Annotated in this window: 25 protein-coding genes; 12 read left to right on the top strand and 13 right to left on the bottom strand. The window is 69.9% G+C overall.

Translation table 11 applies throughout. The annotated features are described in order from the left end of the window. Positions 1 to 114: 114 nt before the first annotated feature. Both ACFO8M_RS10825 and ACFO8M_RS10820 read left to right on the top strand, forming a co-directional pair. Entirely contained in the window at positions 115 to 657 is a 543-nt protein-coding gene (locus ACFO8M_RS10825; RefSeq protein ID WP_387974558.1) for a SigE family RNA polymerase sigma factor, read from the top strand. Beyond that, positions 654 to 1,448 (top strand): hypothetical protein, encoded by a 795-nt coding sequence (locus tag ACFO8M_RS10820; RefSeq protein ID WP_387974556.1) that lies wholly within the window; start codon positions 654 to 656, stop codon positions 1,446 to 1,448. The genes ACFO8M_RS10825 and ACFO8M_RS10820 overlap by 4 nt, the downstream gene beginning before the upstream one ends. A gap of 290 nt (positions 1,449 to 1,738) precedes the next feature. Here the strand turns inward: ACFO8M_RS10820 and ACFO8M_RS10815 are convergent, their stop codons facing one another. Further along, on the bottom strand, positions 1,739 to 2,467 hold the full coding sequence (locus ACFO8M_RS10815) for a PIG-L deacetylase family protein (RefSeq protein ID WP_387974553.1): 729 nt from the start codon (positions 2,465 to 2,467) through the stop codon (positions 1,739 to 1,741). Positions 2,468 to 2,488: 21 nt separating this feature from the next. Beyond that, positions 2,489 to 2,953 (bottom strand): rhodanese-like domain-containing protein, encoded by a 465-nt coding sequence (locus tag ACFO8M_RS10810; RefSeq protein WP_387974550.1) that lies wholly within the window; start codon positions 2,951 to 2,953, stop codon positions 2,489 to 2,491. A 176-nt stretch (positions 2,954 to 3,129) separates the two neighbouring features. Between ACFO8M_RS10810 and ACFO8M_RS10805 the strand changes: the two genes are divergently transcribed. Beyond that, entirely contained in the window at positions 3,130 to 3,966 is an 837-nt protein-coding gene (locus ACFO8M_RS10805; protein ID WP_387974547.1) for an aldo/keto reductase, read from the top strand. A 144-nt stretch (positions 3,967 to 4,110) separates the two neighbouring features. Here ACFO8M_RS10805 and ACFO8M_RS10800 read toward each other — a convergent pair whose 3' ends face one another. Next, positions 4,111 to 4,992 carry a sigma-70 family RNA polymerase sigma factor gene (locus ACFO8M_RS10800; protein ID WP_387974545.1) on the bottom strand — a complete coding sequence of 294 codons (882 nt, stop codon included), beginning with the start codon at positions 4,990 to 4,992 and terminating at the stop codon, positions 4,111 to 4,113. 180 nt (positions 4,993 to 5,172) lie between these two features. Between ACFO8M_RS10800 and ACFO8M_RS10795 the strand changes: the two genes are divergently transcribed. Beyond that, positions 5,173 to 5,643, top strand: a complete 471-nt coding sequence (locus ACFO8M_RS10795) for a carboxymuconolactone decarboxylase family protein (RefSeq protein ID WP_387974542.1) — start codon at positions 5,173 to 5,175, stop codon at positions 5,641 to 5,643. 70 nt (positions 5,644 to 5,713) lie between these two features. On the opposite strand, the gene ACFO8M_RS10790 is transcribed toward ACFO8M_RS10795, so the two are convergent. From ACFO8M_RS10790 to ACFO8M_RS10760, 7 genes are all read right to left on the bottom strand, one after another. After that, complete coding sequence (locus ACFO8M_RS10790) at positions 5,714 to 6,964, bottom strand: arginine deiminase (RefSeq protein ID WP_387974539.1); 1,251 nt, start codon at positions 6,962 to 6,964, stop codon at positions 5,714 to 5,716. Positions 6,965 to 6,976: 12 nt separating this feature from the next. Next, entirely contained in the window at positions 6,977 to 8,416 is a 1,440-nt protein-coding gene (locus ACFO8M_RS10785; RefSeq protein WP_387974537.1) for a basic amino acid/polyamine antiporter, read from the bottom strand. A 229-nt stretch (positions 8,417 to 8,645) separates the two neighbouring features. Beyond that, positions 8,646 to 10,127 carry an ABC transporter ATP-binding protein gene (locus ACFO8M_RS10780; protein WP_387974534.1) on the bottom strand — a complete coding sequence of 494 codons (1,482 nt, stop codon included), beginning with the start codon at positions 10,125 to 10,127 and terminating at the stop codon, positions 8,646 to 8,648. Further along, a complete protein-coding gene (locus tag ACFO8M_RS10775) occupies positions 10,124 to 10,936 on the bottom strand; it encodes an ABC transporter permease subunit (protein ID WP_387974531.1) in 813 nt (270 codons plus the stop codon). Before ACFO8M_RS10775 ends, ACFO8M_RS10780 begins: the two co-directional genes overlap by 4 nt. Before the next feature lie 293 nt (positions 10,937 to 11,229). Next, complete coding sequence (locus ACFO8M_RS10770; RefSeq protein ID WP_387974528.1) at positions 11,230 to 12,171, bottom strand: ABC transporter permease; 942 nt, start codon at positions 12,169 to 12,171, stop codon at positions 11,230 to 11,232. Then, entirely contained in the window at positions 12,171 to 13,718 is a 1,548-nt protein-coding gene (locus tag ACFO8M_RS10765; protein ID WP_387974525.1) for an ABC transporter substrate-binding protein, read from the bottom strand. Before ACFO8M_RS10765 ends, ACFO8M_RS10770 begins: the two co-directional genes overlap by 1 nt. After that, positions 13,715 to 15,136, bottom strand: a complete 1,422-nt coding sequence (locus ACFO8M_RS10760; protein ID WP_387974523.1) for an MFS transporter — start codon at positions 15,134 to 15,136, stop codon at positions 13,715 to 13,717. Before ACFO8M_RS10760 ends, ACFO8M_RS10765 begins: the two co-directional genes overlap by 4 nt. Before the next feature lie 121 nt (positions 15,137 to 15,257). On the opposite strand from ACFO8M_RS10760, the gene ACFO8M_RS10755 reads away from it, so the two are divergent. The 3 genes from ACFO8M_RS10755 (at position 15,258) to ACFO8M_RS10745 (ending at position 16,730) form a co-directional block, all read left to right on the top strand. Further along, positions 15,258 to 15,698, top strand: a complete 441-nt coding sequence (locus ACFO8M_RS10755) for a helix-turn-helix domain-containing protein (protein ID WP_387974521.1) — start codon at positions 15,258 to 15,260, stop codon at positions 15,696 to 15,698. A 62-nt stretch (positions 15,699 to 15,760) separates the two neighbouring features. Beyond that, entirely contained in the window at positions 15,761 to 16,168 is a 408-nt protein-coding gene (locus ACFO8M_RS10750; protein WP_387974518.1) for a VOC family protein, read from the top strand. 115 nt (positions 16,169 to 16,283) lie between these two features. Next, the gene (locus ACFO8M_RS10745; RefSeq protein ID WP_387974515.1) at positions 16,284 to 16,730 is read left to right on the top strand and encodes a universal stress protein; all 447 of its coding nucleotides are present in this window, start codon (positions 16,284 to 16,286) and stop codon (positions 16,728 to 16,730) included. 48 nt (positions 16,731 to 16,778) lie between these two features. Here ACFO8M_RS10745 and ACFO8M_RS10740 read toward each other — a convergent pair whose 3' ends face one another. Both ACFO8M_RS10740 and ACFO8M_RS10735 read right to left on the bottom strand, forming a co-directional pair. Beyond that, positions 16,779 to 18,266 (bottom strand): glycoside hydrolase family 43 protein, encoded by a 1,488-nt coding sequence (locus tag ACFO8M_RS10740; RefSeq protein ID WP_387974512.1) that lies wholly within the window; start codon positions 18,264 to 18,266, stop codon positions 16,779 to 16,781. A 264-nt stretch (positions 18,267 to 18,530) separates the two neighbouring features. After that, on the bottom strand, positions 18,531 to 20,285 hold the full coding sequence (locus tag ACFO8M_RS10735) for an ABC transporter ATP-binding protein (RefSeq protein WP_387974509.1): 1,755 nt from the start codon (positions 20,283 to 20,285) through the stop codon (positions 18,531 to 18,533). Positions 20,286 to 20,717: 432 nt separating this feature from the next. Here ACFO8M_RS10735 and ACFO8M_RS10730 point away from each other — a divergent pair, with 432 nt between their 5' ends. From ACFO8M_RS10730 to ACFO8M_RS10710, 5 genes are all read left to right on the top strand, one after another. Beyond that, complete coding sequence (locus ACFO8M_RS10730) at positions 20,718 to 20,945, top strand: hypothetical protein (RefSeq protein ID WP_387974506.1); 228 nt, start codon at positions 20,718 to 20,720, stop codon at positions 20,943 to 20,945. Positions 20,946 to 21,082: 137 nt separating this feature from the next. Further along, positions 21,083 to 21,256, top strand: a complete 174-nt coding sequence (locus ACFO8M_RS10725) for a hypothetical protein (protein ID WP_387974503.1) — start codon at positions 21,083 to 21,085, stop codon at positions 21,254 to 21,256. A 152-nt stretch (positions 21,257 to 21,408) separates the two neighbouring features. After that, entirely contained in the window at positions 21,409 to 21,852 is a 444-nt protein-coding gene (locus ACFO8M_RS10720) for a DUF4383 domain-containing protein (RefSeq protein WP_387974500.1), read from the top strand. Between the two features lie 159 nt (positions 21,853 to 22,011). Then, positions 22,012 to 22,965 carry a heavy-metal-associated domain-containing protein gene (locus ACFO8M_RS10715; protein ID WP_387974497.1) on the top strand — a complete coding sequence of 318 codons (954 nt, stop codon included), beginning with the start codon at positions 22,012 to 22,014 and terminating at the stop codon, positions 22,963 to 22,965. Positions 22,966 to 22,992: 27 nt separating this feature from the next. Further along, complete coding sequence (locus ACFO8M_RS10710; RefSeq protein WP_387974494.1) at positions 22,993 to 25,254, top strand: heavy metal translocating P-type ATPase; 2,262 nt, start codon at positions 22,993 to 22,995, stop codon at positions 25,252 to 25,254. 142 nt (positions 25,255 to 25,396) lie between these two features. Here ACFO8M_RS10710 and ACFO8M_RS10705 read toward each other — a convergent pair whose 3' ends face one another. Continuing rightward, complete coding sequence (locus tag ACFO8M_RS10705) at positions 25,397 to 25,774, bottom strand: DoxX family protein (RefSeq protein ID WP_387974491.1); 378 nt, start codon at positions 25,772 to 25,774, stop codon at positions 25,397 to 25,399. Positions 25,775 to 25,809: the final 35 nt, after the last annotated feature.

Here is a 25,809-nt window from a genome sequence, read left to right as displayed (position 1 = left end):
CCCGCCGTCTTCCCCGACGTTCCTCCAAGCTGTGCTTCGGAAAGTGAGGGTTCGATGGTTCGGCTGCTAGACTCTCCGCCTCCCCGAATTCGACCCCCGACCGGAGGCCCCCCGTTGGACGTCCCCGCTCAGCTGGAGGAAGACGCGTTCCGCGCCTTCTTCGAGCGGCATCACGCCGAGCTGGCACGCTTCGCGTGGCTGCTCATCGGCGAGAGCGGGACGGCCGAGGACATCGCGGCGGACGCGATGCTCGCGGTGTGGCGCCAATGGGACCAGGCCCGGCGGGCCCGGTCGCAGATCGCGTACGCGCGCGGCATCGTCGCGAACCTCGCCAAGGCCCGCATCCGCGCGGCCGTGCGGGAACGCCGCCGCAACACCTTGTTCTGGCAGCGGCCCGGCGAGTCGCACGAAGGCCCCGACTCGGCCGCGGTGGTGGACGTGCGCGAGGCCCTGGAGCGGCTGCCGATGCGCCGCCGCGCCTGCGTGATCCTGCGGCACTCGCTGGAACTGTCTGAGCGCGAGACCGCCGATGCGCTCGGCGTCTCGGTAGGCACGGTGAAGAGCCAGACCTCCAAGGGCCTGGCCGAACTGCGCCGGATCCTCGGACCCACGGAGGGGTCGGCCTGGGCAGCGATTCGGAAGGGGGAGCAGCGATGAACGACGAACTACCCGACCGGCTCCGCGTGACGGCGGAGGAGTACGAACCCGACCGCGACCGCATGTGGGCGCGCGTGTCCGACGGCATGCGCGAACCCCGCGTGCGGGCCGAACCGGTGCGCAGCGGCTGGCGGATCCCGCAACTGGGGCTGGCGACGGGCGCTGTCGTCGTCCTCATCGGCGCGATCGTCTTCTTCGGGCAGGCCATGGGCCTCGGTCCGCGGATCGGCCAGACTCCCGAACCTCCCGCGGCCGGTCCCGGTACCCGGTCTGAGGGGACCACGGACGCGGCGAGCAGCGAGGACGCCTCTTCGGAGGCTGAGGAGACGAGTGCGGACGACGGCGAGAGCGAGGGTTCCGAGGACGAGACGTCCGAGGGCGAATCGAGCCCGGAAGTCGACGCCGGGCCCGAATGGCTGTGGACGGACGGCTCGATCGCCCCGGCCAGCAACGACTACTGGTCGCAATCGACTCTTACGCTCAAGAGCGAGGAGGCGCTCGCCGGGCTGAGTGTCGAGCTGCGGGTGGCCGAAGGCGCGGGCGTGGAGTCCACGGACGCCTGGACGAGCGGCGACAGCTGGCTCGCGGAGGCGGTGGTGACCAAGGAGGACGGCTTCCTGATCTACCGCTGGACCTTGCAGGAGGGCAAGGTGCTCCCGGCCGGGGAATACCAGCTCGCGGGCCAGTACAACCACGGCGCGGGCGCGCGCAGCGCGGACGACGACCTGTACACCTTCGAGGCCACGACGGAATCGGGCGAGACCGGCGCGGTGGAAGGCGACTTCGAATGACCGACCCGGCCCAGTCGGACTGATCGACTCCGCCGCGCCTGACCACCGCGGCGACCCCAGAGCGAGAGCGGGGACCGAGCCATCGGCTCGGTCCCCGCTCCGAAACGTGAAACCGGCGGAAGCCCGGGATATTGCGATAGATCCCCCTTAAGGGACCCCGGCCTTGGCGAAGCTTGCGAGCCATGAATTTGCAGAGCGCAAAAGTACTCGCAGGCTGCGACAGGAAACGCTCCAATGTCGGATTCCGGCCATGATCGCGACCGAAATTCCTGGACACGCCGAGCCAGATGTCAGAAACTGATCAGCTCGAACGTGGTCGCATACTGCGTCCCGAAGCGCTCGCCCGCACCCGCGGCGAAGGTGGTGAGGAAGCCGCGGACGTAGGTCTCCGGGTCCTCGTCGGTCAGCGCCGAGATGTAAGCGCGGTGCTCCAGGAGCGAGGCCACGCCGACCTCGATCGTGTCGGTCACGTCGACCGCGTGCGTCGACTCCGGCGAAGCGGCCAGCGCCACCCAGCGCACCCCGCCCCAGGGCTCGAGGCCTTCGTCGGCGAGTTCGGGGAAGATCCACCGGTTGCCCGCGTCGTTGGCGGCGTCGAGCACCGATTCGCCCACCGCCCGGTGGTCGGCGCTGTTCCAGTGCCCGGGCATGAAGTGGTCGCGCCGGTTCAGCGTGATGACCAGTTCGGGCCGGTGCCGGCGGATCGCGGCGGCCAGGTCGCGGCGCAGCGCGACCCCGGCCTCGATCACGCCGTCGCGGTGGTCGAGGAATTCGACCGAGGAGACGCCGACGACGGCGGCCGAGGCGCGCTGCTCGGCGTCGCGCACGGGGGCGCATTCCTCGGGCGACATGGTGTCGATGCCGGCTTCGCCGCGGCTGACCATGAGGTAGGCGACCTCGCGTCCGGCGCGGGTCCAGCCCGCGACGGCCGCCGCGGCGCCGTATTCCATGTCGTCGGGGTGGGCCACGATGGCCAGTGCCCGGGTCCAGTCTTCGGGCATGGCAAGGAGTTCGCTCATGCGTCGATTATGGCGCGCGGTTCAGCAGGCGCAGGAGACACCGCTGACGGGAACCGTGCGCGGGTCGGGTTCGCCGCGTTCGACGCCGGCGTCGGTGGCGACGGGGAGGCCTTCGCGGATCCAGTACTCCATGCCGCCGATCATCTCTTTGACCTGGTAGCCGAGCTTCGCGAACTCGACGGCGGCGCGGTAGGCGCCGTTGCAGCCGGGGCCCCAGCAGTAGACGACGACCGGCTTGGCGGTGTCGATGAGTTCGGCTGCGCGGGTGGCGATCTCGTCGGTAGGGAGGTGGACGGCGCCAGGGGCGCGGCCCTGGTCCCAGGCGGCTTTGCCGCGGGTGTCGACGAGGGTGAAGTCCTGGTCGTCGAGGGCGGAGTAGACGTCGGAGACGTCGGTGCGGAAGGCGAGCTGGGCGGTGAAGAAGGCCAGGGCCTCGGCGGGGGCGGCCGGGGGTACGCGCAGGACGGCGTTCGCGTTCGTTTCCATGTCCTGAATCTATGTGCCGGTACAAAAGTACGAGCACTTGACACAAAGTAGATCATGATGTGGGAAGGCCGAACGACTGCGGGTGTTTCGCCCGGTTTCGAGGGTACTCGGGCGGCGGTAGCGTAGACCGCGGCACGCACCCTTCACGACTGCATCCGATCAGAGAGGCTTCCTCCATGGCACCCACAGCACCCACGGTCGAACTCATCCACGGCGCGGCCATGCCGCTCCTCGGCCTGGGCACGTGGCCGCTGGACGACACCGAGGCCGAGCGAGTGGTCGCCGAGGCGATCGGGCTCGGCTACCGGCTGGTCGACACGGCCGAGAACTACAAGAACGAGCGCGGTGTCGGCCTGGGGCTCAAGGCTTCCGGCGTGGCGCGCGAAGACCTGTTCGTCACCACGAAGTTCAACAAGGAATGGCACGCCGTCGAATTGGCGGCCGAGGCCTGCGAGCGCAGCCTCGACCGGCTGGGCCTCGACTACCTCGACCTGCTGCTCATCCACTGGCCGAACCCGCAGCACGGGCATTACGTCGAGGCCTGGCAGGGCTTGGTGCGGCTGCTGGAGTCGGGGCGGGTCAAGGCGATCGGCACGTCGAACTTCAAACCGGCGCACCTGGACCGGATCATCGAGGCCACGGGCGTGGTCCCGGACGTGAACCAGATCCAGTTGAGCCCGTTGACGACTCGTCTCGAAGCTCGCGCGTACCACAAGGAGCGGGGGATCACGACGCAGTCGTGGTCGCCGATCGGCGGGCAGGGCGGCGAGGTCCGTGAGGAGCCGCTGGTCCTGGAGCTGGCCGAGAAGTACGGGAAGACGCCGGTGCAGGTGGTGCTGCGGTGGCATCTGGATCTGGGGCTCACGGTGGTGCCGAAGTCGAGCAATCTGGAGCGTCTGGAGCAGAACCTGGACGTGTTCGATTTCGAGTTGGAGCCGGACGACGTGATGGCGATTTCGGCGCTCGACCGGGGCGAGGCCTCGGCGGCGGACTCGGACGCGTTCGGGCACTAGGCGATCGGGCGGTCCGGCTCCCGGGGTCGGGCGTGTCGGATCGGCAGGTCCCCCGAATCAACTATCGCGCGGGGGTATGACAGTTTTCGCGGCGCGGGCGTCGATCCGAAACCGGATCGGCGCCCGCACCATCGCCGTTGCCGCTTACGCGTCGAGCAGGGTGAGTGCCATGCCGCGAACCCGGTCCGGGTCGGTGATGCCTTCCAGGGCGATGATCTGGTCGCCTTCGACGGTGAACACGAGCACCCGTGTGGGGAGGTCGGGCAGCGAGGAGATGACGCCGATCTTGCCGTCGGCGAGCACGAGCTGCGCCCCGGTCGCCATGGCGGCGAACGTCATCGCGCCGCCGGCGATCTGGGCCGCGCCGCGGATGATCTGGCCGACCTCGGCCGCGTCCGTCCTCAGGGTGACCTCGGGATCGAGCACGGACACGAGCGCTTCGAAGTCCCCGCCGCGCGCCGCCGCGAGGAACGCTTCGACCACGGTGCGCTGCTTCGAGACCTCTTTGCGTTGCGGCGCACCGGTTCCCCGTACCCGGGCTCGGGCGCGGCTCGCGAGTTTGCGGGCGGCGGCCGGGTTGCGGTCGACGATCTGGGCGATGTCGTCGAAGGGCACGCCGAACATGTCGTGGAGGACGAACGCGAGCCGCTCAGCGGGCTCGAGGGTCTCCAGGACCACGAGCAGCGCGAGGCTCACCGAGTCGGCCATGACCGCGGCCGACTCCGGGTCGGCCTCCAGGTCCGTCGGGCCCGGGAGGGCGACCGGCTCGGTCCCGGAGTCCGGCATCGGCTGCTCGGCGCGGGACTTGCGCCGCCGCAGCTGATCGAGGCAGACCCGGCCGACCACGGTGGTCAGCCAGCCGCTGAGGTTGTCGATGCGTTCGGTATCGCTGGCGGCCAAGCGGAACCAGGCCTCCTGCACGGCGTCCTCGGCCTCGCCGGAGGAGCCGAGCATCCGGAACGCCACGGCCTCCAGTCGCGGCCGGTCGGCCTCGAAACGCTCCGCCAGCCACTGGTCGTCGTTCATCGTCGCTCCTCCTTCGATGGGGTTCTCGACCTTATGACGTTCGCGGGGCCGCGAACGTGACCGGCCGCGACCGCGCAACGCCCGCACCGTGATCCACGCCTCGTTTCCGGTTCGGCGGTCACAATGCCGCGCCGCGGCTCGTCATGGCGGTATATCGAACGAACCGCGAAGGAGCACACTATGGAAGCCCGCATCGACTACTACTCGAACCCCATCGCCGCGAAGTTCGCCAAGCACATCAACTCGGCCGGCCGGGCCCTCAAGGACGCTTCCCTGCCGGAGTGGATCCCGAACCTCGTCCTGATCCGCGCCAGCCAGATCAACGGCTGCGGCGTCTGCCTCGACATGCACACCAAGGACGCCGCCCACGAGGGTGAGACCCCGGTCCGCCTCGCCATGGTCGCCGCCTGGCGCGAGGCCACGGTCTTCACCGAGGCCGAGAAGGCGGCGCTCGCTCTCACCGAGGCGGGCACCCGCCTCGCCGACGGCGAAGGCGTCCGCGACGACATCTGGGACAACGCCCGCAAGCACTTCGACGAGGACCAACTCGTCGCCCTCGTCTCGATCATCGCGCTCATCAACGCGTACAACCGGATGAACGCCATCACTCAGACCCCCGCGGGCTCCTACCAGCCCGGCCAGTGGGGCTAAACCAGGACACCAACCGAAACACCCCCGAAGGGGCGCAGCCGCATCGCGGCCGCGCCCCTTTCGGCCGCGTTCAGAAATCGACCGGGTCGCGGATGATCGGGCAGGTCATGCAGTGCCCGCCGCCCCGGCCGCGCCCGAGCTCGGCGCCGACGATCGGGATGACCTCGATCCCGGCGTCCCGCAGCAGCGTGTTCGTCTGCGTGTTGCGGTCGTACGTCATGACCACGCCCGGCTCCAGCGCCACCGCGTTGTTCCCCGAATCCCACTGCTGGCGCTCCGAGGCGTACTCGTCGCCGCCCGTGGCGATGACCCGCAGCCCCGGCAGGCCCAGCGCCTGCGCCACCACCTCCGCGAACGCCGCCGAACCGTGGTCCTCCAATTCCAGGCCAGGCGCTTTGTCGCTGGGACGCAACGAGAACGTGTGCACCGCGTCCATGATCCGCGGGTACAGCGTGACCACGTCCCGGTCCGCGAACGTGAACACGGTGTCCAGGTGCATGGCCGCGCGCAGCTTCGGCATGCCCGCCACGACCACGCGATTGGCCGCGCCCTGGTCGAACAGCGCCTTCGCGACCTGCGTGATCGCCTGCCGGGACGTACGCTCGCTCATCCCCATGAGCACCACCCCGTTCCCCACGGGCATGATGTCGCCGCCCTCGAACGTCGCCTGCCCCCACGACTGGTCCGGGTCGCCCCACCACACCCGCGACCCCGCGAAATCGGGGTGGAACGTGTAGACGGCCTTCATCAGCAGCGTCTCGTCGTGCCGCGCCGGCCAGTACAGCGGATTGAGCGTCAGCCCGCCGTACAGCCAGCACGTGGTGTCCCTGGTGTACAAGGTGTTCGGCAGCGGCGGCATGAGGTATTCGCGCGCGCCCGTCGACTCGCGCGCCAGCGCCACATAGCCCGGCCGCAGATCCTCCGGAAGGTCGTGTGTGGACAGACCGCCGATGAGGTGCTCGGCGAGTTCGGCCGGCCCCAGCGACTCCAGGAACTCCCTGGTCTGGTGCATGAGACCCAGCCCGACCTCGTTCGCGGTGATCTTGCGGTCCAGCAGCCACGAGCGGGCCTCCTTGTCCGCCATGGTCTGCGACAGCAGCTCGTGCAGCTCCACGACCTCGATGGCCCGGTCGCGCATGTTCTCGACGAACTCGGCGTGGTCGCGCTGGGCGTTCTCGACCCACATCACGTCGTCGAACAGCAGGGTCTCGGCGTTCGTGGGCGTCAAGCGTCGGTGCGCGAGACCCGGCGCGCACACGAGGACCTTGCGGAGCCTCCCCACTTCGGAGTGGACGCCGTAGGACTGGACTCGATCGGACATGGCAGTGCTCCCTCAGATACTGATCCAACCGGCGGCGAGGGCCACGACGCCGATCACGGCCCCCGCGATCGAGACGGCCAGCAGCACCGCCTCCCCCGGGCTGAACAGGCGGCGGCCCTGCTCGCGGCGGGCCATGACGAACAGGATCGTCGCGGGGGCGTAGACGATGAACGACACGAGCACGTACTTCGGGCCCGCGGCGAACAGCAGGAACAGGGTGTACACCGAGGCCAGGACCGCCACGGTCATCTCCCCCGGGCTACCGCGCCCAAGGGCACCGCCGCGTCCGGCGGCGACCTTGACCGCGAACAGGGCCGCGAGCAGGAACGGGATGAGCGACAGGGCGCTGGTGAGGTCGAGCGCGAAGTTGAACGCGTCGTCGGAGAAGTAGGTGACGATGAGGACGAGCTGGCTCAGCGCCGTCGTCAGCACCAATGCCGGGACCGGCACGTCCGCTGTCGTCGCGCGCCCGAGGAACCGCGGCATGTCCTTGTCCTTCGCGGCCACGAACAGGACCTCGGCGGCCATGAGCGTCCACGCCAGGTACGCGCCGAGCACCGAGACGACCAGGCCGATCGACACGAACACCTTGCCCCAGGTGCCTACCGCGGCCTCCAGGACCCCGGCCATCGACGGCTGGCGCAGCTCGGCGATCTCGGCCATCGGCATGATCCCGTACGACACGATCGTGACCGACGCGAAGACCGCGAACACGGAGAGGAAACCGGTGATCGTGGCCCGCCCGACGTCCTCGCGGCGCTTCGCGTGCCGGGAGTAGACGCTCGCGCCCTCCACCCCGAGGAACACGAACACCGTCGCGAGCATGGTGCCCCTGACCTGGCTGAACAGGGATCCGGCGTAGTCGGCGCCGCCGAAGTTCTCCGCGAACACCGACGGCTCGAAGAAGAACAGCGCGAGGATCACGAACACGCCGATGGGGATGAGCTTGGCGACCGTGACGACCCGGTTGATCGCCGCCGCTTCCTTCACGCCCTGCTTGATGAGCAGGAAGAACCCCCACAGGCCCGCGGAGGAGAGCACGATCGCGAGCACCGTGTCGCCTTCGCCGAGCGCGGGCACCAGAGCGCCCGCAGTCGACATGATGAGCACCCAGTAGGTCACGTTGCCGACGCAGGCGCTGGCCCAGTAGCCGAACGCGGAGAAGAAGCCGGGGTATTCGCCGAATCCGGCTTTCGCGTAGGCGTAGACCCCGGCGTCGAGGTCGGGGCGGCGCATCGCGAGGTTCTGGAAGACGAACGCGAGCATGAGCATGCCGGCGCCCGCGACGGTCCAGGAGATGAGGGCGCCGGCGACGCCGGTCTGCTGCGCGAACCGGGCGGGGAGCGAGAACACGCCCGCGCCGACCATCGAGCCGACCACCATCGAGGTCAGCGTCCAGAAGGCGAGTTTCGCCGTATGCGGGGCTTCGACCGCGTTCGCGGGTTGGGCCATGGCGTCCTCGCAGGTCAAGCCGTTGAGGCCCGAAAAGGGCACTGGAGCCCTGAATATATCGCCGCAAAGCCGACGCAGGCTCGGATTCCCCGAACGGGCACGGCGTGCGGGACCGCCGATCCCCGTTCGCAAGCACCGCATCGCCGCCCGGACTCGCTCCCCGCCGATCGGGGACGGGTCGTCGGCTGATGATCGAACGGACCGATCGGCTCGCCGACGGTCCGGGGATTCAGTCCGCCGGCACCGCGATGCCGTTCTTGACGCGGAGCACGCGGTCGGCGAGGCGCTCGGCGACGGCCGGTTCGTGGGTGATGAGCAGGATCGCCATGCCGCCCTTGCCTTTCAATCCCGCGAGGAGTTCGAGGACGCCTTTGCGGGCGATCGCGTCCAGCCCGGAGGTGATCTCGTCGCAGACCAGCACGTCGGGCCCGGCCGCGAGCGCGCGAGCGAGGGCCGCTCGCTGGAGCTGACCGCCCGAGAGCCGACCTGGAAGTCGGGCGGCGGCGTCGGCGGGGACGCCCAGTTCGCCCAGCAGCCTTGCGGATTCGGCCGCGGCGGCTTCCTTCGTGCAGCCCCGCAAGCGGATCGCGCTGCGCGCCACTTGCTCGGCGATGCTGCGGTGCTCGTCGAAGGACGCCTTCGCGTCCTGGAAGACGTACTGGACGCGGGCCCTTTCGGCACGGCTGCGGCGGCGGCCGCGCACCGGCAGTGGCGCGCCGTCGAGGCGCAGTTCCCCGGCGGTCGCCTGCCGGAGCCCGGCCACGGTGCGGGCGAGCGTGGTCTTGCCGCTCCCGGATTCGCCGAGGATCGCGAGGCATTCGCCCTGGCGCGCTTCAAAGTCCACGCCGTCGAGCAGGCGCGTGCGCTGGCGGCCCACGGCGACAGTGAGGCCCCGGCCGACGATGCGGATCGGGGCCCCCGCACCGGCGGCCGGGGCACGTTCCATGGTTCGGGCGGCGAGCAGACCGCGCGTGTAGTCGTGCGCGGGTTCGGCGAGGACCGTCGCGGTCGGGCCGCGTTCGACGATGCGGCCGGATTCGAGGACCAGCAGGTCGTCGGCGACGGCCTCCACGAGTTCGAGGTCGTGGCTGAGCAGGACCACCGCCATTCCGTTCGCTGCCGCGAGCCGCAGTTCGGCCGCGATCCGGTCGCGGTTGCCGAGGTCCTGGCCGGTTGTCGGCTCGTCCGCGACGAGGAGCTTCGCGTCGCACAGGAACGCTTGGGCGAGAACGAATCGCTGCTGCTGGCCGCCTGAGAGCTGGTGCGGGAAGCGGCGGAGGAACGCCGGGTCGTCGAGGCCGGCGCGGCGCATGGCGTCGGCGATGCGTTCGCCGGTCGTCCGGCCGCGCCGGCGATTCGCACGGCCGGTGCCGTCCGGGGCGTTGCGCCGGTTCGCGTTCGCGATGTCGCCCAGGACGCCGCCGATGCGGCGCACCGGATTGAGCACCGCCGCCGGGTGCTGCGGCAGGTAGGCGGCGGGCACTTCGCCTAGGGCGCAGTGCAGGACGTCGACTCCGGCGACTTCGACGACGCCGGTCGGTTCGACGCCGGGTCGCAGCGCGCCGAGCAGGGCCGAGCCGATCGTGGTCTTGCCCGAGCCGGAGGCGCCGACGATCGCGAGGATCCGCCCGGCGTCGACGGTGAAGTCCACGTCCTCGACCAGGGTCTTCGCGCCCGCTGTGGCGCGCAGGCCGGCCACGTTCACGGTCATGAGGGGACCTTTCGGGAGAGGAGCCGGTCGAACAGCAGGTTCAGGCCGACCGAGAGTGCGACCAGCAGCGCCGCCGGGAGCACGACACCCCACGGGGACAAGAAGATCCCGCCGCGGTTGACGTCGACCATCACGGCCCAGTCGCTGGCCTCCGGGCCCGCGCCGACGCCGAGGAAGCTCGCGGCGGCGACGAGGTAGAACGCGCCGACCAGGCGCACCCCGGCGTCGGCCGCCACAGTGGGAAGGATCGATCTGGCGATGTAGATCGACCGGTGGCGGCGCGATTCGCCTTGCAGCCACATGGCTTCGATCGCCGGGCGGTGCGCGACTTCGAGGGCGGCGGCCCGCACGATCCGGGCGATGTCGGGGAGGTTGACGAGCGCGACGATGAGCACGAGCATCCATGCCGTGGGCGGGGCGATCGAGGCGAGCAGCAGCATGAGCAGGAGTGAGGGCAGCGCGAGGAGGAGGTCGAAGGGCCGCATGAGGATCTCGTCGAGCCAGCGGTGCCGGGTCGCGGCGGCGGCGAGGCCGATCGGGAGCCCGACGAGGTAGGCGAGGGCGGTGGCTGCGGCGGCGGTGGTGACGATGCCCCAGCCGCCGTCGAGGAGCCCGTCGAGGACGCTCGCGCCCAGGTAGTCGGTGCCGGGCCAGGGCGCGGCGGGGTCGAAGGGCTGCGTGCGGTCGTGGTCGGGGGTCGGGAGGAAGGGGCCGACGAGGGCAAGGCCGAGGGGGATCGCGAGCAGCGCGAGGAGCAGGAGGCGTTCGGTGCGGCGGCGGGCCGCCCCCCGAGGTCGGGTGTGTCGCAACGCGACCGCCCCCGGCTTCGATGGTGCCCGAGGGGTACGACGGTTCTGGGCGACCGGCGATCCCGCGGTCGGGTGTGTCGGCATCGAAGCGCCCCCGGTTTCAAGGGTGCCTGCGGCGTACGACAGTTCTTGAGGGCCGGAGGGCATCCGGTCGTTTTCTGGCGATCCCGGGGCCGGGGGTGTCGGAGCGGAAGCGCCCCCGGTCTCGATGGCGCCCGAGGGGTACGACGGTTCTTGAAGATCCGGGTGTGTCGGCTCGATGCGCTGCGGTTCGGCGTTCGTCGGCTCGTTGCTCATCGGGTCAGCTCCAGTCTCGGGGCGAGGCGGAACGCGACCAGGTCCGCTGCCAGGTTCACGAGGACCGTGGTCGCGCCGAAGACCACGGCGATTCCCTGCACCACAGGCAGATCCCGGGCGTTCACCGCGTCGACCAGGGCCGTGCCCAGGCCCGGGATCACGAAGACGCTCTCGACCACGATCACGCCGCCGAGCAGCCAGTCCGCGGTTCGCGCGATCTGCGCGGTCGCCGGGCTCACCGCGTTCGGCAGCGCGTGAGCGAACACGACCCGCCGCTCCGAAACCCCGGCGCGGCGCACATGCGCGATGTACTCCGAATCGAGCGCCTCGATCATCCCCGCGCGCACCAGCCGCGCGATCGAGCAGATCGGCCGCGCCAGCAGCACCAGCAAGGGCAGCACCAGGACTGCGGGCTCGGCCGGCAGCGAAGGCACGCCGACGGCCGTGGGCGGCAGCCACGCGAGACCGATCGCGAAGACGCTCACCAGGAGCACCGCCAAGGCGAACTCGGGCACCGAGTACAGGCCGACGGTGAACGTGGTGATGAGCCGGTCCGGCCAGCGGCCCTGCCGCCGGGCCGCCGCCACGCCGAGCCCGATCGCCAAGGGCAGCAGGAGGATCAGCGTCGCCCCGGCGAGGATGAGCGTCGGTTCGAGTGCGGTGGCGAGGAGGCCGGCGACCGGGCGTCCCGACACGAGCGAGGTGCCGAAGTCGCCGGTGAGGAGGCCGCCGAGCCAGTCGCCGAGCCGCGTGAGGGCCGGTTCGTCCAGGTGCATCTGCTCCCGGATGCGCTCGATGTTGGCCGGGTCGGGCTGGTCCCCGGCGAGCGCGACGGCCGCGTCGCCGGGGAGCAGTTCGACCAGTGCGAACGCGAGGACGGCGACGGCCAGCACCTGGAGTGCGCCGAGGCCGATCCGTCTGGCCGCGTACGCGAGCACTAGTCCATCCAGACCTTGTCGAAGCGGGCCCAGTCGAGGGTGTTCGCCGGGGCCTGCTCGACGCCGTGCACGCTCGGGAGGGTGGCGACGATCCAGTCCGCGAAGCCCCACACCAGGTAGCCGCCTTCGTCGTGGAGGCGCTGCTGGATCTCTCGGTAGAGCGTCTCCTGCTCGGCTTCGTCCGCTGTGGACTGCAGCTTGAGGTACAGCTCGTCGAAGTCGGCGTGGTGCCATTGGGTGACGTTGGTGGGGGAGCCGTCGAGGAGCCGCTGCGAGATGTGGGAGGCGATGGGCATCGCGCCGGAGCGGTAGGACGCGATCTGGCCCTCGGTGAGGACCTCCGACCAGTAGGTGTCGGCGTTGCGTTCGTTGATGGCGACGTCGATCCCGGCCTCGCGCACCTGCTCGGCGAAGATCTGGGCGGCCTCGGTGAAACCGGAGCCGACGTCGGCGGTGTCGAGGACGATCTCCTGGACGCCGGCTTCGGCGAGGAGCGCCTTGGCCGCCTCCAGGTCCCTTTCGCGCTGCGGGATGTCCGCCGCGTAGTGCTCGAAGCCGAGCCCGAACAGGTCGTTGCCGATCTGGCCGCGACCGGAGAGCACGGACTCGACGAGCTCGTCGCGGTCGCAGAGGAGGAACATCGCCTGGCGCACACGGGGATCGTCGAAGGGGGCGCGGTCGGTCTTCATCGCGAAGCCGAGCATGTTCGAGCCTGGGGAGGAGACGAGGTTGACGGCCTCGTTGCCCTCGTTGGCGCGGGCGGTGGTCGCCGAGAGGTCGTGCGCGTATTCGACCTGGCCGCCGAGCAGGGCGTTGATCCGCGCCGACTCCTCATCGGCGACGACGATCTGAAGCCGGTCGAGTCTCGGTGCGCCGTCCCAGTAGTCGTCGAAGCGTTCGACGGTGAACTCGCTGCCGGGCGTGAAGGACTTGAAGCTGAACGGGCCGGAGCCCACGGGCGCGTCGAAATTGTCGGACCCTTCGGGCACGATGTACGTGCCGAAGCCGGCCAGGCAGTTCGGGAATTCGGCGAGGGGGTACTTCAACACGAACTCGACGGTCAGGTCGTCGATCGCCTTGCTGGCTTCGAGGTCGATCGGGGCGAGGTCGGACTTGGCACGGAAGGTCTCGTCGGGGTTCGCGATCCGCTGGTAGCTGTAGAGCACGTCGGCCGCGCGCACGGGGCTGCCGTCGTGGAACGTCGCCTCGCGGAGCTTCACGGTCCACACGGTGAGGTCGGCGTCGGGAGTCCAGGACTCGGCGAGGCGCGGCACGGCCGCCATGTCGGAGCCGAGGTCGGCGAGCTTCTCGAACATCGCTTTGGCGCGGGCGGCGTCGGCGAAGAGGTTGACACGGTGCGGGTCGATCGTCTCGTCCGCTCCGCCCCCGGCGAAGACCGCGCGGAGGGTCCCGCCGGTCTTCGGTTCGGTCGCGGCGGGATCGGAGCCGCAAGCGGTGAGCACGGCGCTCGAGGCGCCGACCGCGAGGCCCGTCGCGGAGAGGACGACGCGGCGGCTCAGACGGGGGCTGGTCGATGGGTGGGTCATGTCGATTCCTTTGTGGTTGCGGTGCAAGAGGTCCGCGCGGCACTGCGCGACGAGAGGCGCTCCTCCGGAGCAGTTGGCGGCGCGCCGTCCGAGGACGCGGCGCGAAGCGAGGGGACGAGCGGCTCGGCTTCCGGCGATGCGGCGTCCTGATCCTCGGCTTCCGAAGGCGCAGTGACGAGTTGCCCGTCCTTCGGCGAAGTCGTCGGCTGCGCCGCCGATGCGAGGGACCGCGAGCCGCGCATCGCGGCGACGGCGGCGGCCGAGGCGAGTCCGAGGAGGGCGCAGCAGATCCATGAGGCCCAGGCGGCCCGATCGCCCGCGAGGTCGGCGACGAGCCCGACCGCGCTGGTGCCGAGGGCGGCCACGACACCGGAGAGGAGGTAGTAGACGCCGAAGTACGTGCCTGTGAGGCCTTGCGGCGCAAAGCCGGGGATGAGCTCCATGACGAACGGCTGGGCGACCATGACGCCGATCGAGAGCAGGAGCGCCGCCACCAGCACCGCCGTGAAATGCAGTGCGGGTGCGCTGGCGGGCAGGAGGATCGGCGGCAGGAAGGCCGCGCCGATGAGCGCCATGCCGAGCGCGATCGCCGCCGCCCGGCTCAGGTGCCGCTGGCACCAGGCGGTGCTGCGCACCTGCAGGCCGAGCGTCGCGACCGTCGAGGCGCCGAACACTGCGGCGGTGGCCCAGGTCGTGCCCGTGGCGTCCACGGCGGCCTTCGGCAGCAGCAGGTAAAGCTGGTTCTGCAGGGCGAACAGTGCCGCCGTCGCGAGCGTGAACGCCAGGAAGCCCTTGTCGGCGAACGCCTCCCGCCAACCGCCGAGCACCGTGGTCGTCGACTTCGCGCCCTGGTGCGGAGGCAGGGCCAGCATCTGAGCGACCGCGAGACCGGCGAACACCAGCGCCGAGACCAGGGCCCCGAGCCGGAAGTCGACGATGACGAGCGCGCTGCCCACCACGGGGCCGAGGCACATGCCGGTGTTCGCGAACAGGTTGAACAGCGCGAACGCCTCCGCCCGCCGGTCACCGGCGGCCTCGGCGACGTACGCCCGCACCGCCGGGTTGAACAGGGCCCCGGCCACGCCGCTGACGACCGACGCGGCGATGAGCACCGTGAACGAGGGCGTCAGCGCGAACAGCCCGAACCCCAAGGCGCGCAACAGGCACCCGGCGATGATGACCCCGCGCGGGCCGAGCCGGTCCGAGGCCGTGCCGCCGATGAGGAACAGCCCCTGCTGGGCCAGGTTGCGCACCCCGAGCACGACCCCGATCGCCGCGAGCGACATCCCGGCCGACGCTTCGAGGTGCACCGCCAGGTAGGGGATGACCATGTAGAAGCCGAGGTTGACGCCGAGCTGGTTCACCAGGAGCAGCCGCACGGGAAGCGGCTGCGCCGCGAAGGACCGTATGGTGCGCAAGGGACCTCACCGGGGCAGTGGCGGCGCCGGGGAGCGCCGAGGGGCAGTTGTTATCGACAAAGATAACGGGACTCGTTTTCAATATGTTGCACGAAGCTCCCGATGTGACCTGCCCCCGCCCATGCGATCATCGGCATACGCGCACGTGACCTCGGAGGAAGCCGTGAAGACCCCAGGCGAAGACCAGAACCGCCGCCTCCTGCGCGCCCGCGACGCCATGGACCGCGACTTCGCCGAACCCCTCGACGTGCCGTCCCTCGCGAAAGTCGCCCTCATGTCCCCCGCGCACTTCAGCCGCACGTTCCGCGCCACCTTCGGCGAGACCCCGCACCGCTACCTCCAGCGCCGCCGCATCGAACGCGCCTGCGCGATGCTCCGCGACACCGAAACCTCGGTCACCGAGATCGCACTCGCCGTCGGATTCGACAGTCTCGGCACCTTCAGCCGCACCTTCAACACGATCATCGACCGGTCGCCCACGCAGTACCGCCGCGAGGCGACCCCGTTCGACGTCCCGTCCTGCTTCGTGAAGTCCTGGACCAGACCGAGCAGTTTCGGCTGAGCAGTATTGACTGAGCATTTTTGGATAAGCCCTGCCCCACTCGGCGGCCATAGGCTGATCGCATGTTCACCGGAATCAGCATTCACACCGTGTTCGTCCTCGACCAGGAAGAGGCGATCGACTTCTACGTAGGCAAGCTCGGCTTCCAGATCTCGACGGACGCCGACCTCGGCTTCATGCGCTGGCTCACCGTCGCGCTCCCGGAGGACCCCGAGCGCCACATACTCCTCGAGGTCCCCGGCCCGCCCTCGCAGAGAGACGAGACGGCCGCGCAGGTCCGCGACCTGCTCACCAAGGGCGCCCTCGGCTCGACCATCCTCAACACCGACGACTGCCGCGGCACGTACAAGCGGCTCAAGGACCTCGGAGTCGAGTTCACCGAGGAGCCGACCGAGCAGCCGTACGGCATCGACTGCGCCCTGCGCGATCCGTTCGGCAACCACATCCGGATCACCCAGCCGGGCGGTTAGGGCCACCAGGAGGACGCCCGGGCCGCGGCCCGGGCGTTTCGCATGCCCGCGAGGGTTCGACCCCTGTTCAGACGGGTATTCCCGATCGTCAGACCGGTTCTGAGGAGGGGTGGACATGGACGGGACAGAGGAGCGGCAGGAGCGCATCGTCGTCGGCGTCGACGGCTCGGCACCTTCGATCAAGGCGCTCGAATGGGCCATTGAGCAGGCCAGACGTACTGGCGCCAAGGTCGAGGCCGTGCAGGCCTGGGAGGTGCCGACGATGTACGGCACCGGCATGATGGTCCTGCCCGGCGGCGAGGAGTTCGACAAGTCCGCGAGGCAGTCCCTGGAGACGGCGGTCAACCACGCCCTCGCCGGGAGGATGGACGTGACGGTCGAACCCCACACGGTGGGCGGCCACCCGGCCAAGACCCTCATCGACATGGCCGAAGGCGCCGACCTGCTGGTGGTGGGCAGTCGCGGCCACGGCGGTTTCGTCGGGTCGCTGATCGGCTCGGTGAGCCACTACTGCGTCAACCACGCCGGCTGCCCGGTCGTGGTCGTCCGCGAGACGGAGTGAACCGAGCGGTCGCACGCGAAGGGCAGCGATACCGATCGAGTCGAGACGTCACTCGGCGGGCAGCGACTCCGTTGGGACATAACGGAACTCGCGCAGGCGCGAGGCGTCTCCTCCTGCGCCCACGCCGAGCATCCGGCCGGTGAAACCGGTCGCGACCTCGGTCGACAGGTAGCGGCCGTCGAGCCGGCCCAGCGTTGCGAAACCGTTGTCGCCCTTGAGCGACAGCACGATGTCGTCCGGCCCGTACGCGGTCATGTTCGCCGCCTGCGGCTCGACCGACTCGATCCGCAGCGCCACCGCACCCTCCGGCGCGGGGGCCGAACCGAGTTCGGCCGTGACGCCGCCGATCCGCACTTCCGCCCGGACAACGCCGTTCTCGCAGGTCAACCCGTACCAGTGGCGCTCGTCGATCCACACGACGAAGCGCCCTGAATCGGCGAACTCGGCTTCGGCCGTCCACCGCAGGTCGCACACGCGCGCGCACAGCAGTCCGGGTGAGCCGTCGCCCGGGTCGCGCAGGTCGAGCCCGTCGTCGCCGCGCGCGGCGATCGCATCGGGTTCGCTCGACGGTGCGACCCAACGCAGATCCCAAGCGTCCGAAGTGAAATCGTCGGTGAAGGTGGTGTCGTCGGGTGTGAACCCGTAGCGGTGCTCGTCGAAGACCGGCCAGCCGTCCACCCAGTCGACCCCGGCCAGGAACGTCTCGCGGCCGAGCACGTGGAACTGCGGCGTGAACCCGCGCGGACGCACCGCCAGGTAGACCGCGGCCCACTCGCCCGAAGCGGTCTCCACGAGGTCGGCGTGCCCGGTGTTCTGGACCGGCAGCGCCGACGAGCGGTGGGAGAACACCGGGTTCGCGGGGCAGGACTCGTAGGGGCCTTCGGGTCGGTCGGCGCGCGCGACGGTGACGGAGTGGCCGCGTTCGGTGCCGCCCTCGGCGAGCATCAGGTACCAGTGGTCGCCGATCCGGTACATGTGCGGCGCTTCGTTGGCGGCGAGGCCGATGCCCTGCCAGACCCGGTACGCGGGTGCCTTGAACTTGCCGGTGGTCGGGTCGATGCGGGCTTGGAGGATGCCGTCGAGGTCGGTGTCCGCGACCCGGCCGGTCCAGGTCAGGTAGCACTCGCCGTCGTCGCCCCAGCAGAGGTCGGGGTCGATGCCGGCCGCTTCGGGCACGAAGACCGGCTCGCTCCAGTCGCCGGAGGGGTCCTCGGCGGTGACGATGATCTGGCCGCGGGAGTCGTACACGTTGGTGGTGATGAAGTAGAACAGGCCGTCGTGGTGGCGCAGGGTCGAGCCGTAGATCCCGCCGGAGGGGGTGCCGCCGCCGTTCACGAACTGGGAGCGGCGGTCGAGGATGTTGCCGATCTGCTTCCAGTGCACGAGGTCGCGGCTGTGGAAGATCGGCGCCCCGGGGAAGTACTCGAAGCTGGAGTGGGCGAGGTAGTAGTCCTCGCCGACCCGGCAGATCGTCGGGTCGGGGTGGAACCCCGAAACGATCGGGTGCTCGGCCCCGGACACGGCATTTCGACTCACGGCGCTCCCTCGATCGGCACGGAAGCCCAAGACTAAGTTGTGTCGCCAAACTTTGTCAACCGGCTTCAGCCCCACCTCGCGCACGACAAAGGCCCGCGATCGGCAGATCGCGGGCCTTTGTCGTGCGCGAAGGAGGGCACTTACCTGTTTTCGCAGGTCACTGGCCGTTGTCTTACCCGTATGGGAGGGTGTCCTTTTCACTGGTAGTGGTGAAGGTGGGATCGGGAGGGTACCCGGGGCCACCCGTACGCCCGCCAGGCCGGCTCAAGCCGCCGCGTGCTGGACCCCCCAGGACTCCGCGTACCGTCCCGATCGCTCAAGCAGCTCATCGTGGGTGCCCTGCTCGATGATGCGGCCGTGTTCGAGTACGACGATCACGTCCGCGCGGCGGATCGTGCTCAGGCGGTGGGCGACGACCAGTGTGGTGCGGCCCCGCATCAGGGTCTCAAGGGCGCCTTGGATGTGCCGCTCCGATTCCGAGTCGAGCGCGCTGGTCGCCTCGTCGAGGAACAGGATCCGCGGGTCGCGGATGAGCGCCCGCGCGATCGACAAGCGCTGGCGCTGCCCGCCCGAGAGCCGCGCGCCCCGCTCGCCGACCACCGTGTTCCAGCCGTCCGCAAGGGACTCGACGAATTCGAGCGCGTTCGCGTCGCGCAGTGCATGCCGCACCCGCTCATCGTCGATCGGCCCCAGGCCGTAAGTGATGTTGTCGCGCACCGAGCCCTCGAACAGCACCGAATCCTGCGGCACCACCGACACATGCCGCCGCACCGACCGCATGTCGAGCGCCTCCATGTCGGCCCCGTCGAGCACCACCGTCCCGCCCTCGGGTCGGATCAGCCCGAGCACCGTGTTCATCAGCGTCGACTTGCCCGAACCAGAGGGTCCGACGAGCGCAACGGTCTTCCCCGCCTCGATGTCCAGGTCGAGCCCGTCCAGCGCGGGCGAGCCGCCGTCCGGGTACCGCACGGTCACCCCGCGCAGCTCGATCCGGCCCTCGACTCGCTCCACAGTGGGCTTGCCTTCGTTGTGCTCGACGTCCGGGTCCTGCAGGATCTCGGCGATCGACCGCGCCGACTCGGTGCCGCGCGCGGTCACCGGCACCAGGTTGAGCACCGCCCCGACCGAACCGGTGAGCATCGAGAAGTAGGTGCCGAGCACCACGACCTGCCCGGCCGAGATCGGCGCCCACTCCATGACCGCCACCGTCGCGGCCAGCAGCAGGCACCCGACCGACAAGAGCTGCATGGTGACCCAGCTGGCCGCACCGAACCGGCCGTTGACGACGTCGAGCCGCAGCCCCCGGTGGCGCACCTCCTCGGCCACCTCCGCGACCCGCCCGGTCGCGACGTGCTCGAGCCCGTGCGCCCTGGTGATCGGCATGAGCGCGGCCATCTCCCCGACCCGCGCGGAGAAGACCTCCATCTCGCGGCGGAACTCCTCGTTGCGTTCGCGGGAACGGCGCCGGGTGAACCACCACACCCCGAATCCACAAGGGATCGAGAGCGCGAACACCGGAAGAAATTGCGGCACGGTCAGCGAGGTCATGGTGATGGCGCCGGCGAAGACGAACACGGCCGAGAGGAACGGCCCGCCCGACTGGGCGAACATCATCTCGACGTTCTCGACGTCGCGCACGACTTTGCTCTGGATGATCGAGGCGTTCGAGCGGGAGTGGAAGCCGATGGACAGCAACTGGAGTCGCGCGGCGAGCGCGTTGCGGAAGCCGGCCCCGAGGGAGCGCACGGCTCCCATGTAGAGGCTCGTGAACCACACGTGGGTGAAGGCGTTCTGGATGACGAGGACGGCCGCGCCGATGGCGAGCCAGCCGAGCGTCGAGACCGGCCCGCCGCCCACGACCGCGTCGATGGCCGCGCCGGTGATGACCGGCATGAGCCACTGCGGGCTGTCCTTGACGGCGAAGAGGGCGACGGACGCGGCGAGTCGTCCCCGGTTGGGTCGGAGTGCTCTGACGAGCGATCGGATGGGCTGTTTCCCGTCGAGGGTGGTGGTTTCCATTGCAGCAATGGCCCCGTGTTCGGTTGGAGGGTTGGGATTGGGCGGCAACGGGTCTCGGGATGGGGTGGGAGCCCGCCGCCGCGCGGGGCCTCGCGACGCACCGTCGGCGCGAGGTCACAGTTGAAAACCCTAGCCTCGGCCGCAGGGACTCGCCTCCGCTTTACGGGCAAGTCACAGCAACGGTGGAGGCCGCCGCCGCGACCTGCGCGGACGGCTCGCTCCCATATAGAGGGGGATCGAGGTGGACGCGGGGCGTGCTCCTTCAGCGAGGCGGGAGGGATCAGCGTCAGCTTTGCACGAGGGTCCGACAGCCGAGTGCCCTCCCGTCACAGTTTCCACCCTGAATAAACGAATTCCCAGGAAGCTGTCTGATGTCCTAATGTCACTCCTGTGTTCTAGCGTCGCTCGAACATACGCCAGAAAGGCATACTCATGTTCGACAACCTTCCGGTTCTGCGACACCTCGCGCAGAACCAACTCCTCGACCGGAAGCGGCGCAACGAGAGGCACGGCGAGCGCATCGAGATCGGCCAGGATCGCGTGAACCGCAGCGCCGCTTCGAGACTGGGAGCATTCGATGAGACGAGCCGGACGCCGAGCACCGGCGACCTGGTCCTGCTCTGGACGGTCTCGAACCTCACGGACAAGCCCGGGATGTGACCGGGCGAGCTGTGCATCGCTAGAGTCGCACAGCAGCTACCGACAGGCCGGCAACCCCTAGATCGCGTTCATGAATCCCCGGGTCCTGCTCCTCGACCTCGGTCGCCAGCGTCGTCGCGGGCGTCATCCTCGCCCACATGACCGTCGACCTTGGCGGCGCCGCCCTCCCGTCCGAGAATGCGTTCCGCCTGATCATGGCGATCGCCGCAGGCGCGGCCGTGGTCGCTCTGGCGATCGCCGCGTTCCTGCCGCGCCACACCGCCGAGGGCGCGGCCGAACCGGCGCCTGTGCTGGCCGCGAACCGCGCCTGAGGGGTTTTCTCGGGGCGCCGGTCGGCCCCCTCGGCGCTACGCATTTACGGCTCGCAAGCAGCCTCGGCGATGCTTGCGAGCCGTCAATTGGCATGGACTGGCGCCCACCGGGTATTTCCATGCCCTGGGCGCTCATGAGAAGGGAGCCCGAAATGGCTGGCATGCATGAAACGGTCCGAGCCGGTAGGACGCCGGTCCAAACCATCGCAATCGTGATCTCGGCGGTGTTCCTGCTGGTGGGTGTGCTCGGGTTCATTCCCGGCGTGACCACGGAGTTCGATTCGATGACCTTCGCCGGGCACGACTCGGGCGCGCTGCTGCTCGGGGTCTTCGCGGTGTCGATCCTGCACAACATCGTGCACCTGCTGTACGGCGTCGTCGGGCTGCTCCTGGCGCGCACGGCGTCCGGTGCGGTGGCCTTCCTCGTCGGCGGTGGCGTGATCTACCTGGGGCTCTGGGTCTACGGCCTCCTGATCGACCAGGAGACGACCGCGAACTTCGTGCCCGTGAACACCGCCGACAACTGGCTCCACCTGGTGCTCGGCGCCGTCATGGTCGGCCTGGGGCTGATATTCGGCACGCGTAGGAGGAGCTGACCTGCCGCTCTGCAGAACAGGGCTTCGGGGCGTCCCGCCCGGGGCCCTGTCTCTCAGGCCACTGTCCGGTCTCCGCGGTTGACATTGATACCCCCGGGGGGTAAGAATGTTCTTCATGCAGATACCCTGAGGGGGTATCATCGGACGAGGAGGACGGCCATGGCATTGAACACCGGCACACGGATCGGGCTTTACGGCGGCGGACTGGCGCTCGTCTTCGCCGCCGCGTTCGGCCTCGCCGCGGCGACGGTCCCGGACAAGAACGTCGATGAATGGAACGAGGACGCCGAGGACGCGGGCCACGGCGGCGAGCCGAACCCCGTGCGCGGACTCGCCATCGAGCAGGACGGCTACCGGCTCGGCGAGGTCACCGCACCCGGCGAAGTCGGCGCGGCCGGCTCGCTCTCGTTCCAGATCACCGGCGCCGACGGCGAGCCGCTCACCGACTACACCGTCTCCCACGAGAAGGACCTGCACCTCATCGTGGTCCGCTCCGACGGCACCCACTTCCGCCACGTCCACCCCGAACTCGCCGCGGACGGCACCTGGTCCCTCCCGTGGACCTGGGACGCCGCGGGCACCTACCGCGTCTACGCCGACTTCGTCCCCGGCGACACCGACACCGAACTCGACGTCACGCTGACGCGTACCGTGGAAGTCGCGGGCGAATCCGCGCCCGCGGCCCCGACGGGGACCGTGCTCACCTCCGAGGTCGGCGGCTACACCGTCACCCTGGAGGGCGACCTCACCGCCGGATCCACCGCCGAACTCACCGCCTCGGTCACCCGCGACGGCGAGCCCGTCACCACCGTCGAGCCCTACCTCGGAGCGTTCGGTCACCTTGTGGCCCTTCGCGAAGGCGACCTCGCGTACCTCCACGTCCACCCCGAGGGCGACGAGCCCGCGGCCGGGGACCGGTCCGGCCCCGAGGTCACCTTCGCCACCGACGTCCCCACCGAGGGCCGGTACTACCTGTACTTCGACTTCCAGGTCGACGGCCAGGTCCACAGCGCCGCCTTCGTCGTCGACGCCGCCGCCGGCGCGACCGGCGGGCATGAGACCGAAGACGACGGCCACGGGGCCGACGCCGACGCCGACGACGACGGCCACTAGGCCCCGAGCGAGCGAGGAAGGACCACCATGACGACTGCTCTGCCGACCGGGCCGGTCGACCGCATCGAACTGGAGATCGGCGGGATGACCTGCGCCTCCTGCGCGATGCGGATCGAGAAGAAGCTCAACAAGGTCGAGGGCGTCACCGCCTCGGTCAACTACGCCACCGAGAAGGCCCGCATCGAGGCCCCCGAGGGCACCGACCCCGCCGACCTCATAGCCGTCGTCGAGAAGACCGGCTACACCGCGGCCCTGCCGCTGCCCCCCCAACCCGAACCCTCCGAAGAAGACACCGAGCGGCCCGACCCCGAGCTCGACTCGCTGCGCCAGCGCCTCATCGGCTCGATCGTCCTGTCGGTACCCGTGATCGCGATGTCGATGATCCCGGCCCTCCAGTTCGACTACTGGCAGTGGGCCTCGCTGGCGCTCGCCTGGCCCGTGGTCCTGTGGTCGGCCTGGCCGTTCCACAAGGCCGCGTTCCAGAACCTCCGCCACGGAGCGGCCACTATGGACACGCTCGTCTCGGTCGGCACGCTCGCCGCGTTCGCGTGGTCGCTGTACGCCCTGTTCTTCGGCACCGCCGGGACCCCGGGCATGACCCACCCGTTCGAGCTCACGGTGCAGCCCTCGGACGGCGCGGCCAACATCTACCTTGAAGTGGCCGCGGGCGTCACCATGTTCATCCTCGCCGGACGCTACTTCGAGAAGCGCTCGAAGCGGCGGGCGGGAGCCGCGCTGCGGGCACTGCTCGAGATGGGCGCCAAGGACGTCGCGGTCATTCGGAACGGCGTCGAGACCCGCATCCCGACCAAGGACCTCGCCACGGGCGACGAGTTCGTCGTCCGCCCCGGCGAGAAGATCGCCACCGACGGCGTGATCGTCTCCGGCACCTCGGCCGTGGACGCCTCGATGCTCACGGGCGAATCCGTGCCCGTCGAGGTCACCGAGGGCGACGCGGTCACCGGCGCCACCGTGAACGCCGGCGGGCGACTCGTCGTGCGCGCCACCGCGGTCGGCTCCGACACACAGCTCGCGCACATGGCGAAGCTCGTCGAGGACGCCCAGTCCGGGAAGGCCGAGGTCCAGCGCCTGGCCGACCGGGTCTCGGGGATCTTCGTGCCCATCGTCATCGCGATCGCGGTCGGCACCCTCGGGTTCTGGCTCGGCGCGGGCTACCCGACGGCGGCCGCTTTCACCGCCGCCGTCGCGGTCCTGATCATCGCCTGCCCTTGCGCTCTCGGCCTGGCGACGCCCACCGCGCTGCTGGTCGGCACCGGCCGCGGCGCGCAAATGGGCGTGCTCATCAAGGGCCCGGAGATCCTCGAGTCCACGCGCCGCGTCGACACGATCGTGCTGGACAAGACCGGCACCGTGACCACCGGCAAGATGACCCTCACCGAGACCCTTCCCGAGGAGGGCGTCGACCGCGCCGAGCTCCTGCGACTCGCGGGCGCTTTGGAGCACGCCTCCGAACACCCGGTGGCCCAGGCGATCGCGAAGGGCGCGGCGGCTGAAGGCACGCTGCCGGAGGTCGAGGACTTCAAGAACATCGAAGGCAAAGGCGTGCAAGGCATCGTGGAAGGCCACTACGTAGTGGTGGGCCGCGAATCCCTGCTCGATGACTGGACGCTCGCACTCAGTCCCGAACTGGCCGAAGCGAAAGCCGAGGCCGAACGCGAAGGCAAGACCGCCGTCGCGGTCGGCTGGGACGGCGAGGCCCGCGGCGTGCTCATCGTCGCGGACACGGTGAAGGCCACCAGCGCCGAGGCGATCGAGCAGTTCAAGGCGCTCGGCCTGACCCCGGTCCTCCTGACGGGTGACAACAAGGCCGTGGCCGAGCGGATCGCCGCCGAAGTCGGCATCACCTCATTTCTCGCCGAGGTCATGCCCGCCGACAAGGTGGAGCAGGTCGCGCGGCTCCAGGCCGAGGGCAAGGTCGTGGCGATGGTCGGCGACGGCGTCAACGACGCTGCCGCGCTTGCCAAAGCCGACCTCGGCCTCGCGATGGGCACGGGCACGGATGTGGCGATCGAGGCCGCGGACCTCACGCTGGTGCGGGGCGACCTGCGCAGCGCCGCTGACGCGATCCGCCTGTCCCGCAGGACACTCGGCACGATCAAGGTGAACCTGTTCTGGGCCTTCGCCTACAACGTCGCCGCGATCCCCCTCGCGGCCCTGGGCCTGCTGAACCCGATGCTCGCGGGCGCGGCGATGGCGTTCTCCAGCGTCTTCGTCGTCGGCAACAGCCTGCGCCTGCGCTCCTTCAAGAGCCGTTCGCAAAGCGCCTGAACAGGATCGAACGCAACGGCGCGCTCTCCCGAACGAGGGGGAGCGCGCCGTCGCGTCAGTCCGAGTCGGCCTGTTCACGCTCGCGTCGGACCGCGGCGCCCAGTCCCACTGGATCCACGTCTGGCCTTCCTCGGCCGTGGTTTCAGAAGGCCCAGGGTCCGAATCGGCAGACGGCCACGAAGACGGCGAGGGCGCAGTAGAACAGGTCGATGACGATGGTCTTGCGTTCGCCGCGGCGCAGGCGCATGATGGCGGCACCCAGGAAGAGCGCGGCCACGCAGGTCGCGGTCATCGGGACCATGACCGGGGCGATGTCCAGGACCGCCGGGAGCACGAGGCCGATGGCGGCCAGGAAATCCAGGAGGGCCAGGGTCCGCAGGGCAGCGGGGCTGAAGTCCAGGACCCATTCGGCGGCTTCGCCTGTCTTCGCCATCTTCTCTCTGGGCACGAGCGCTTTCGAAGTGCTGACGAGGAGGAGGGCGGCGAGCAGTCCAGTGATGATCCACAGGGCGATGTTCATGATAATTCCCTTCGGGGTTGCGACCTATCACTGCA

It is taken from the genome of Glycomyces rhizosphaerae, assembly GCF_042647865.1.
GTDB lineage: Bacteria > Actinomycetota > Actinomycetes > Mycobacteriales > Micromonosporaceae > Glycomyces > Glycomyces rhizosphaerae.
The sequence above is the reverse complement of the archived record's forward strand: the minus strand, read 5'-3'. Positions and strand labels throughout refer to the sequence as shown.

Coding starts and splice junctions, on each gene's coding strand:
- ACFO8M_RS10780 (WP_387974534.1), bottom strand. CDS start 10,127: ATGACCGTGAACGTGGCCGGCCTGCGCGCCACAGCGGGCGCGAAGACC.
- ACFO8M_RS10730 (WP_387974506.1), top strand. CDS start 20,718: ATGTTCGACAACCTTCCGGTTCTGCGACACCTCGCGCAGAACCAACTC.
- ACFO8M_RS10790 (WP_387974539.1), bottom strand. CDS start 6,964: ATGTCCGATCGAGTCCAGTCCTACGGCGTCCACTCCGAAGTGGGGAGG.
- ACFO8M_RS10805 (WP_387974547.1), top strand. CDS start 3,130: ATGGCACCCACAGCACCCACGGTCGAACTCATCCACGGCGCGGCCATG.
- ACFO8M_RS10795 (WP_387974542.1), top strand. CDS start 5,173: ATGGAAGCCCGCATCGACTACTACTCGAACCCCATCGCCGCGAAGTTC.
- ACFO8M_RS10710 (WP_387974494.1), top strand. CDS start 22,993: ATGACGACTGCTCTGCCGACCGGGCCGGTCGACCGCATCGAACTGGAG.
- ACFO8M_RS10750 (WP_387974518.1), top strand. CDS start 15,761: ATGTTCACCGGAATCAGCATTCACACCGTGTTCGTCCTCGACCAGGAA.
- ACFO8M_RS10705 (WP_387974491.1), bottom strand. CDS start 25,774: ATGAACATCGCCCTGTGGATCATCACTGGACTGCTCGCCGCCCTCCTC.
- ACFO8M_RS10815 (WP_387974553.1), bottom strand. CDS start 2,467: ATGAGCGAACTCCTTGCCATGCCCGAAGACTGGACCCGGGCACTGGCC.
- ACFO8M_RS10800 (WP_387974545.1), bottom strand. CDS start 4,992: ATGAACGACGACCAGTGGCTGGCGGAGCGTTTCGAGGCCGACCGGCCG.
- ACFO8M_RS10755 (WP_387974521.1), top strand. CDS start 15,258: ATGCGATCATCGGCATACGCGCACGTGACCTCGGAGGAAGCCGTGAAG.
- ACFO8M_RS10745 (WP_387974515.1), top strand. CDS start 16,284: ATGGACGGGACAGAGGAGCGGCAGGAGCGCATCGTCGTCGGCGTCGAC.
- ACFO8M_RS10715 (WP_387974497.1), top strand. CDS start 22,012: ATGGCATTGAACACCGGCACACGGATCGGGCTTTACGGCGGCGGACTG.
- ACFO8M_RS10765 (WP_387974525.1), bottom strand. CDS start 13,718: ATGACCCACCCATCGACCAGCCCCCGTCTGAGCCGCCGCGTCGTCCTC.
- ACFO8M_RS10785 (WP_387974537.1), bottom strand. CDS start 8,416: ATGGCCCAACCCGCGAACGCGGTCGAAGCCCCGCATACGGCGAAACTC.
- ACFO8M_RS10725 (WP_387974503.1), top strand. CDS start 21,083: ATGACCGTCGACCTTGGCGGCGCCGCCCTCCCGTCCGAGAATGCGTTC.
- ACFO8M_RS10820 (WP_387974556.1), top strand. CDS start 654: ATGAACGACGAACTACCCGACCGGCTCCGCGTGACGGCGGAGGAGTAC.
- ACFO8M_RS10720 (WP_387974500.1), top strand. CDS start 21,409: ATGGCTGGCATGCATGAAACGGTCCGAGCCGGTAGGACGCCGGTCCAA.
- ACFO8M_RS10735 (WP_387974509.1), bottom strand. CDS start 20,285: ATGGAAACCACCACCCTCGACGGGAAACAGCCCATCCGATCGCTCGTC.
- ACFO8M_RS10810 (WP_387974550.1), bottom strand. CDS start 2,953: ATGGAAACGAACGCGAACGCCGTCCTGCGCGTACCCCCGGCCGCCCCC.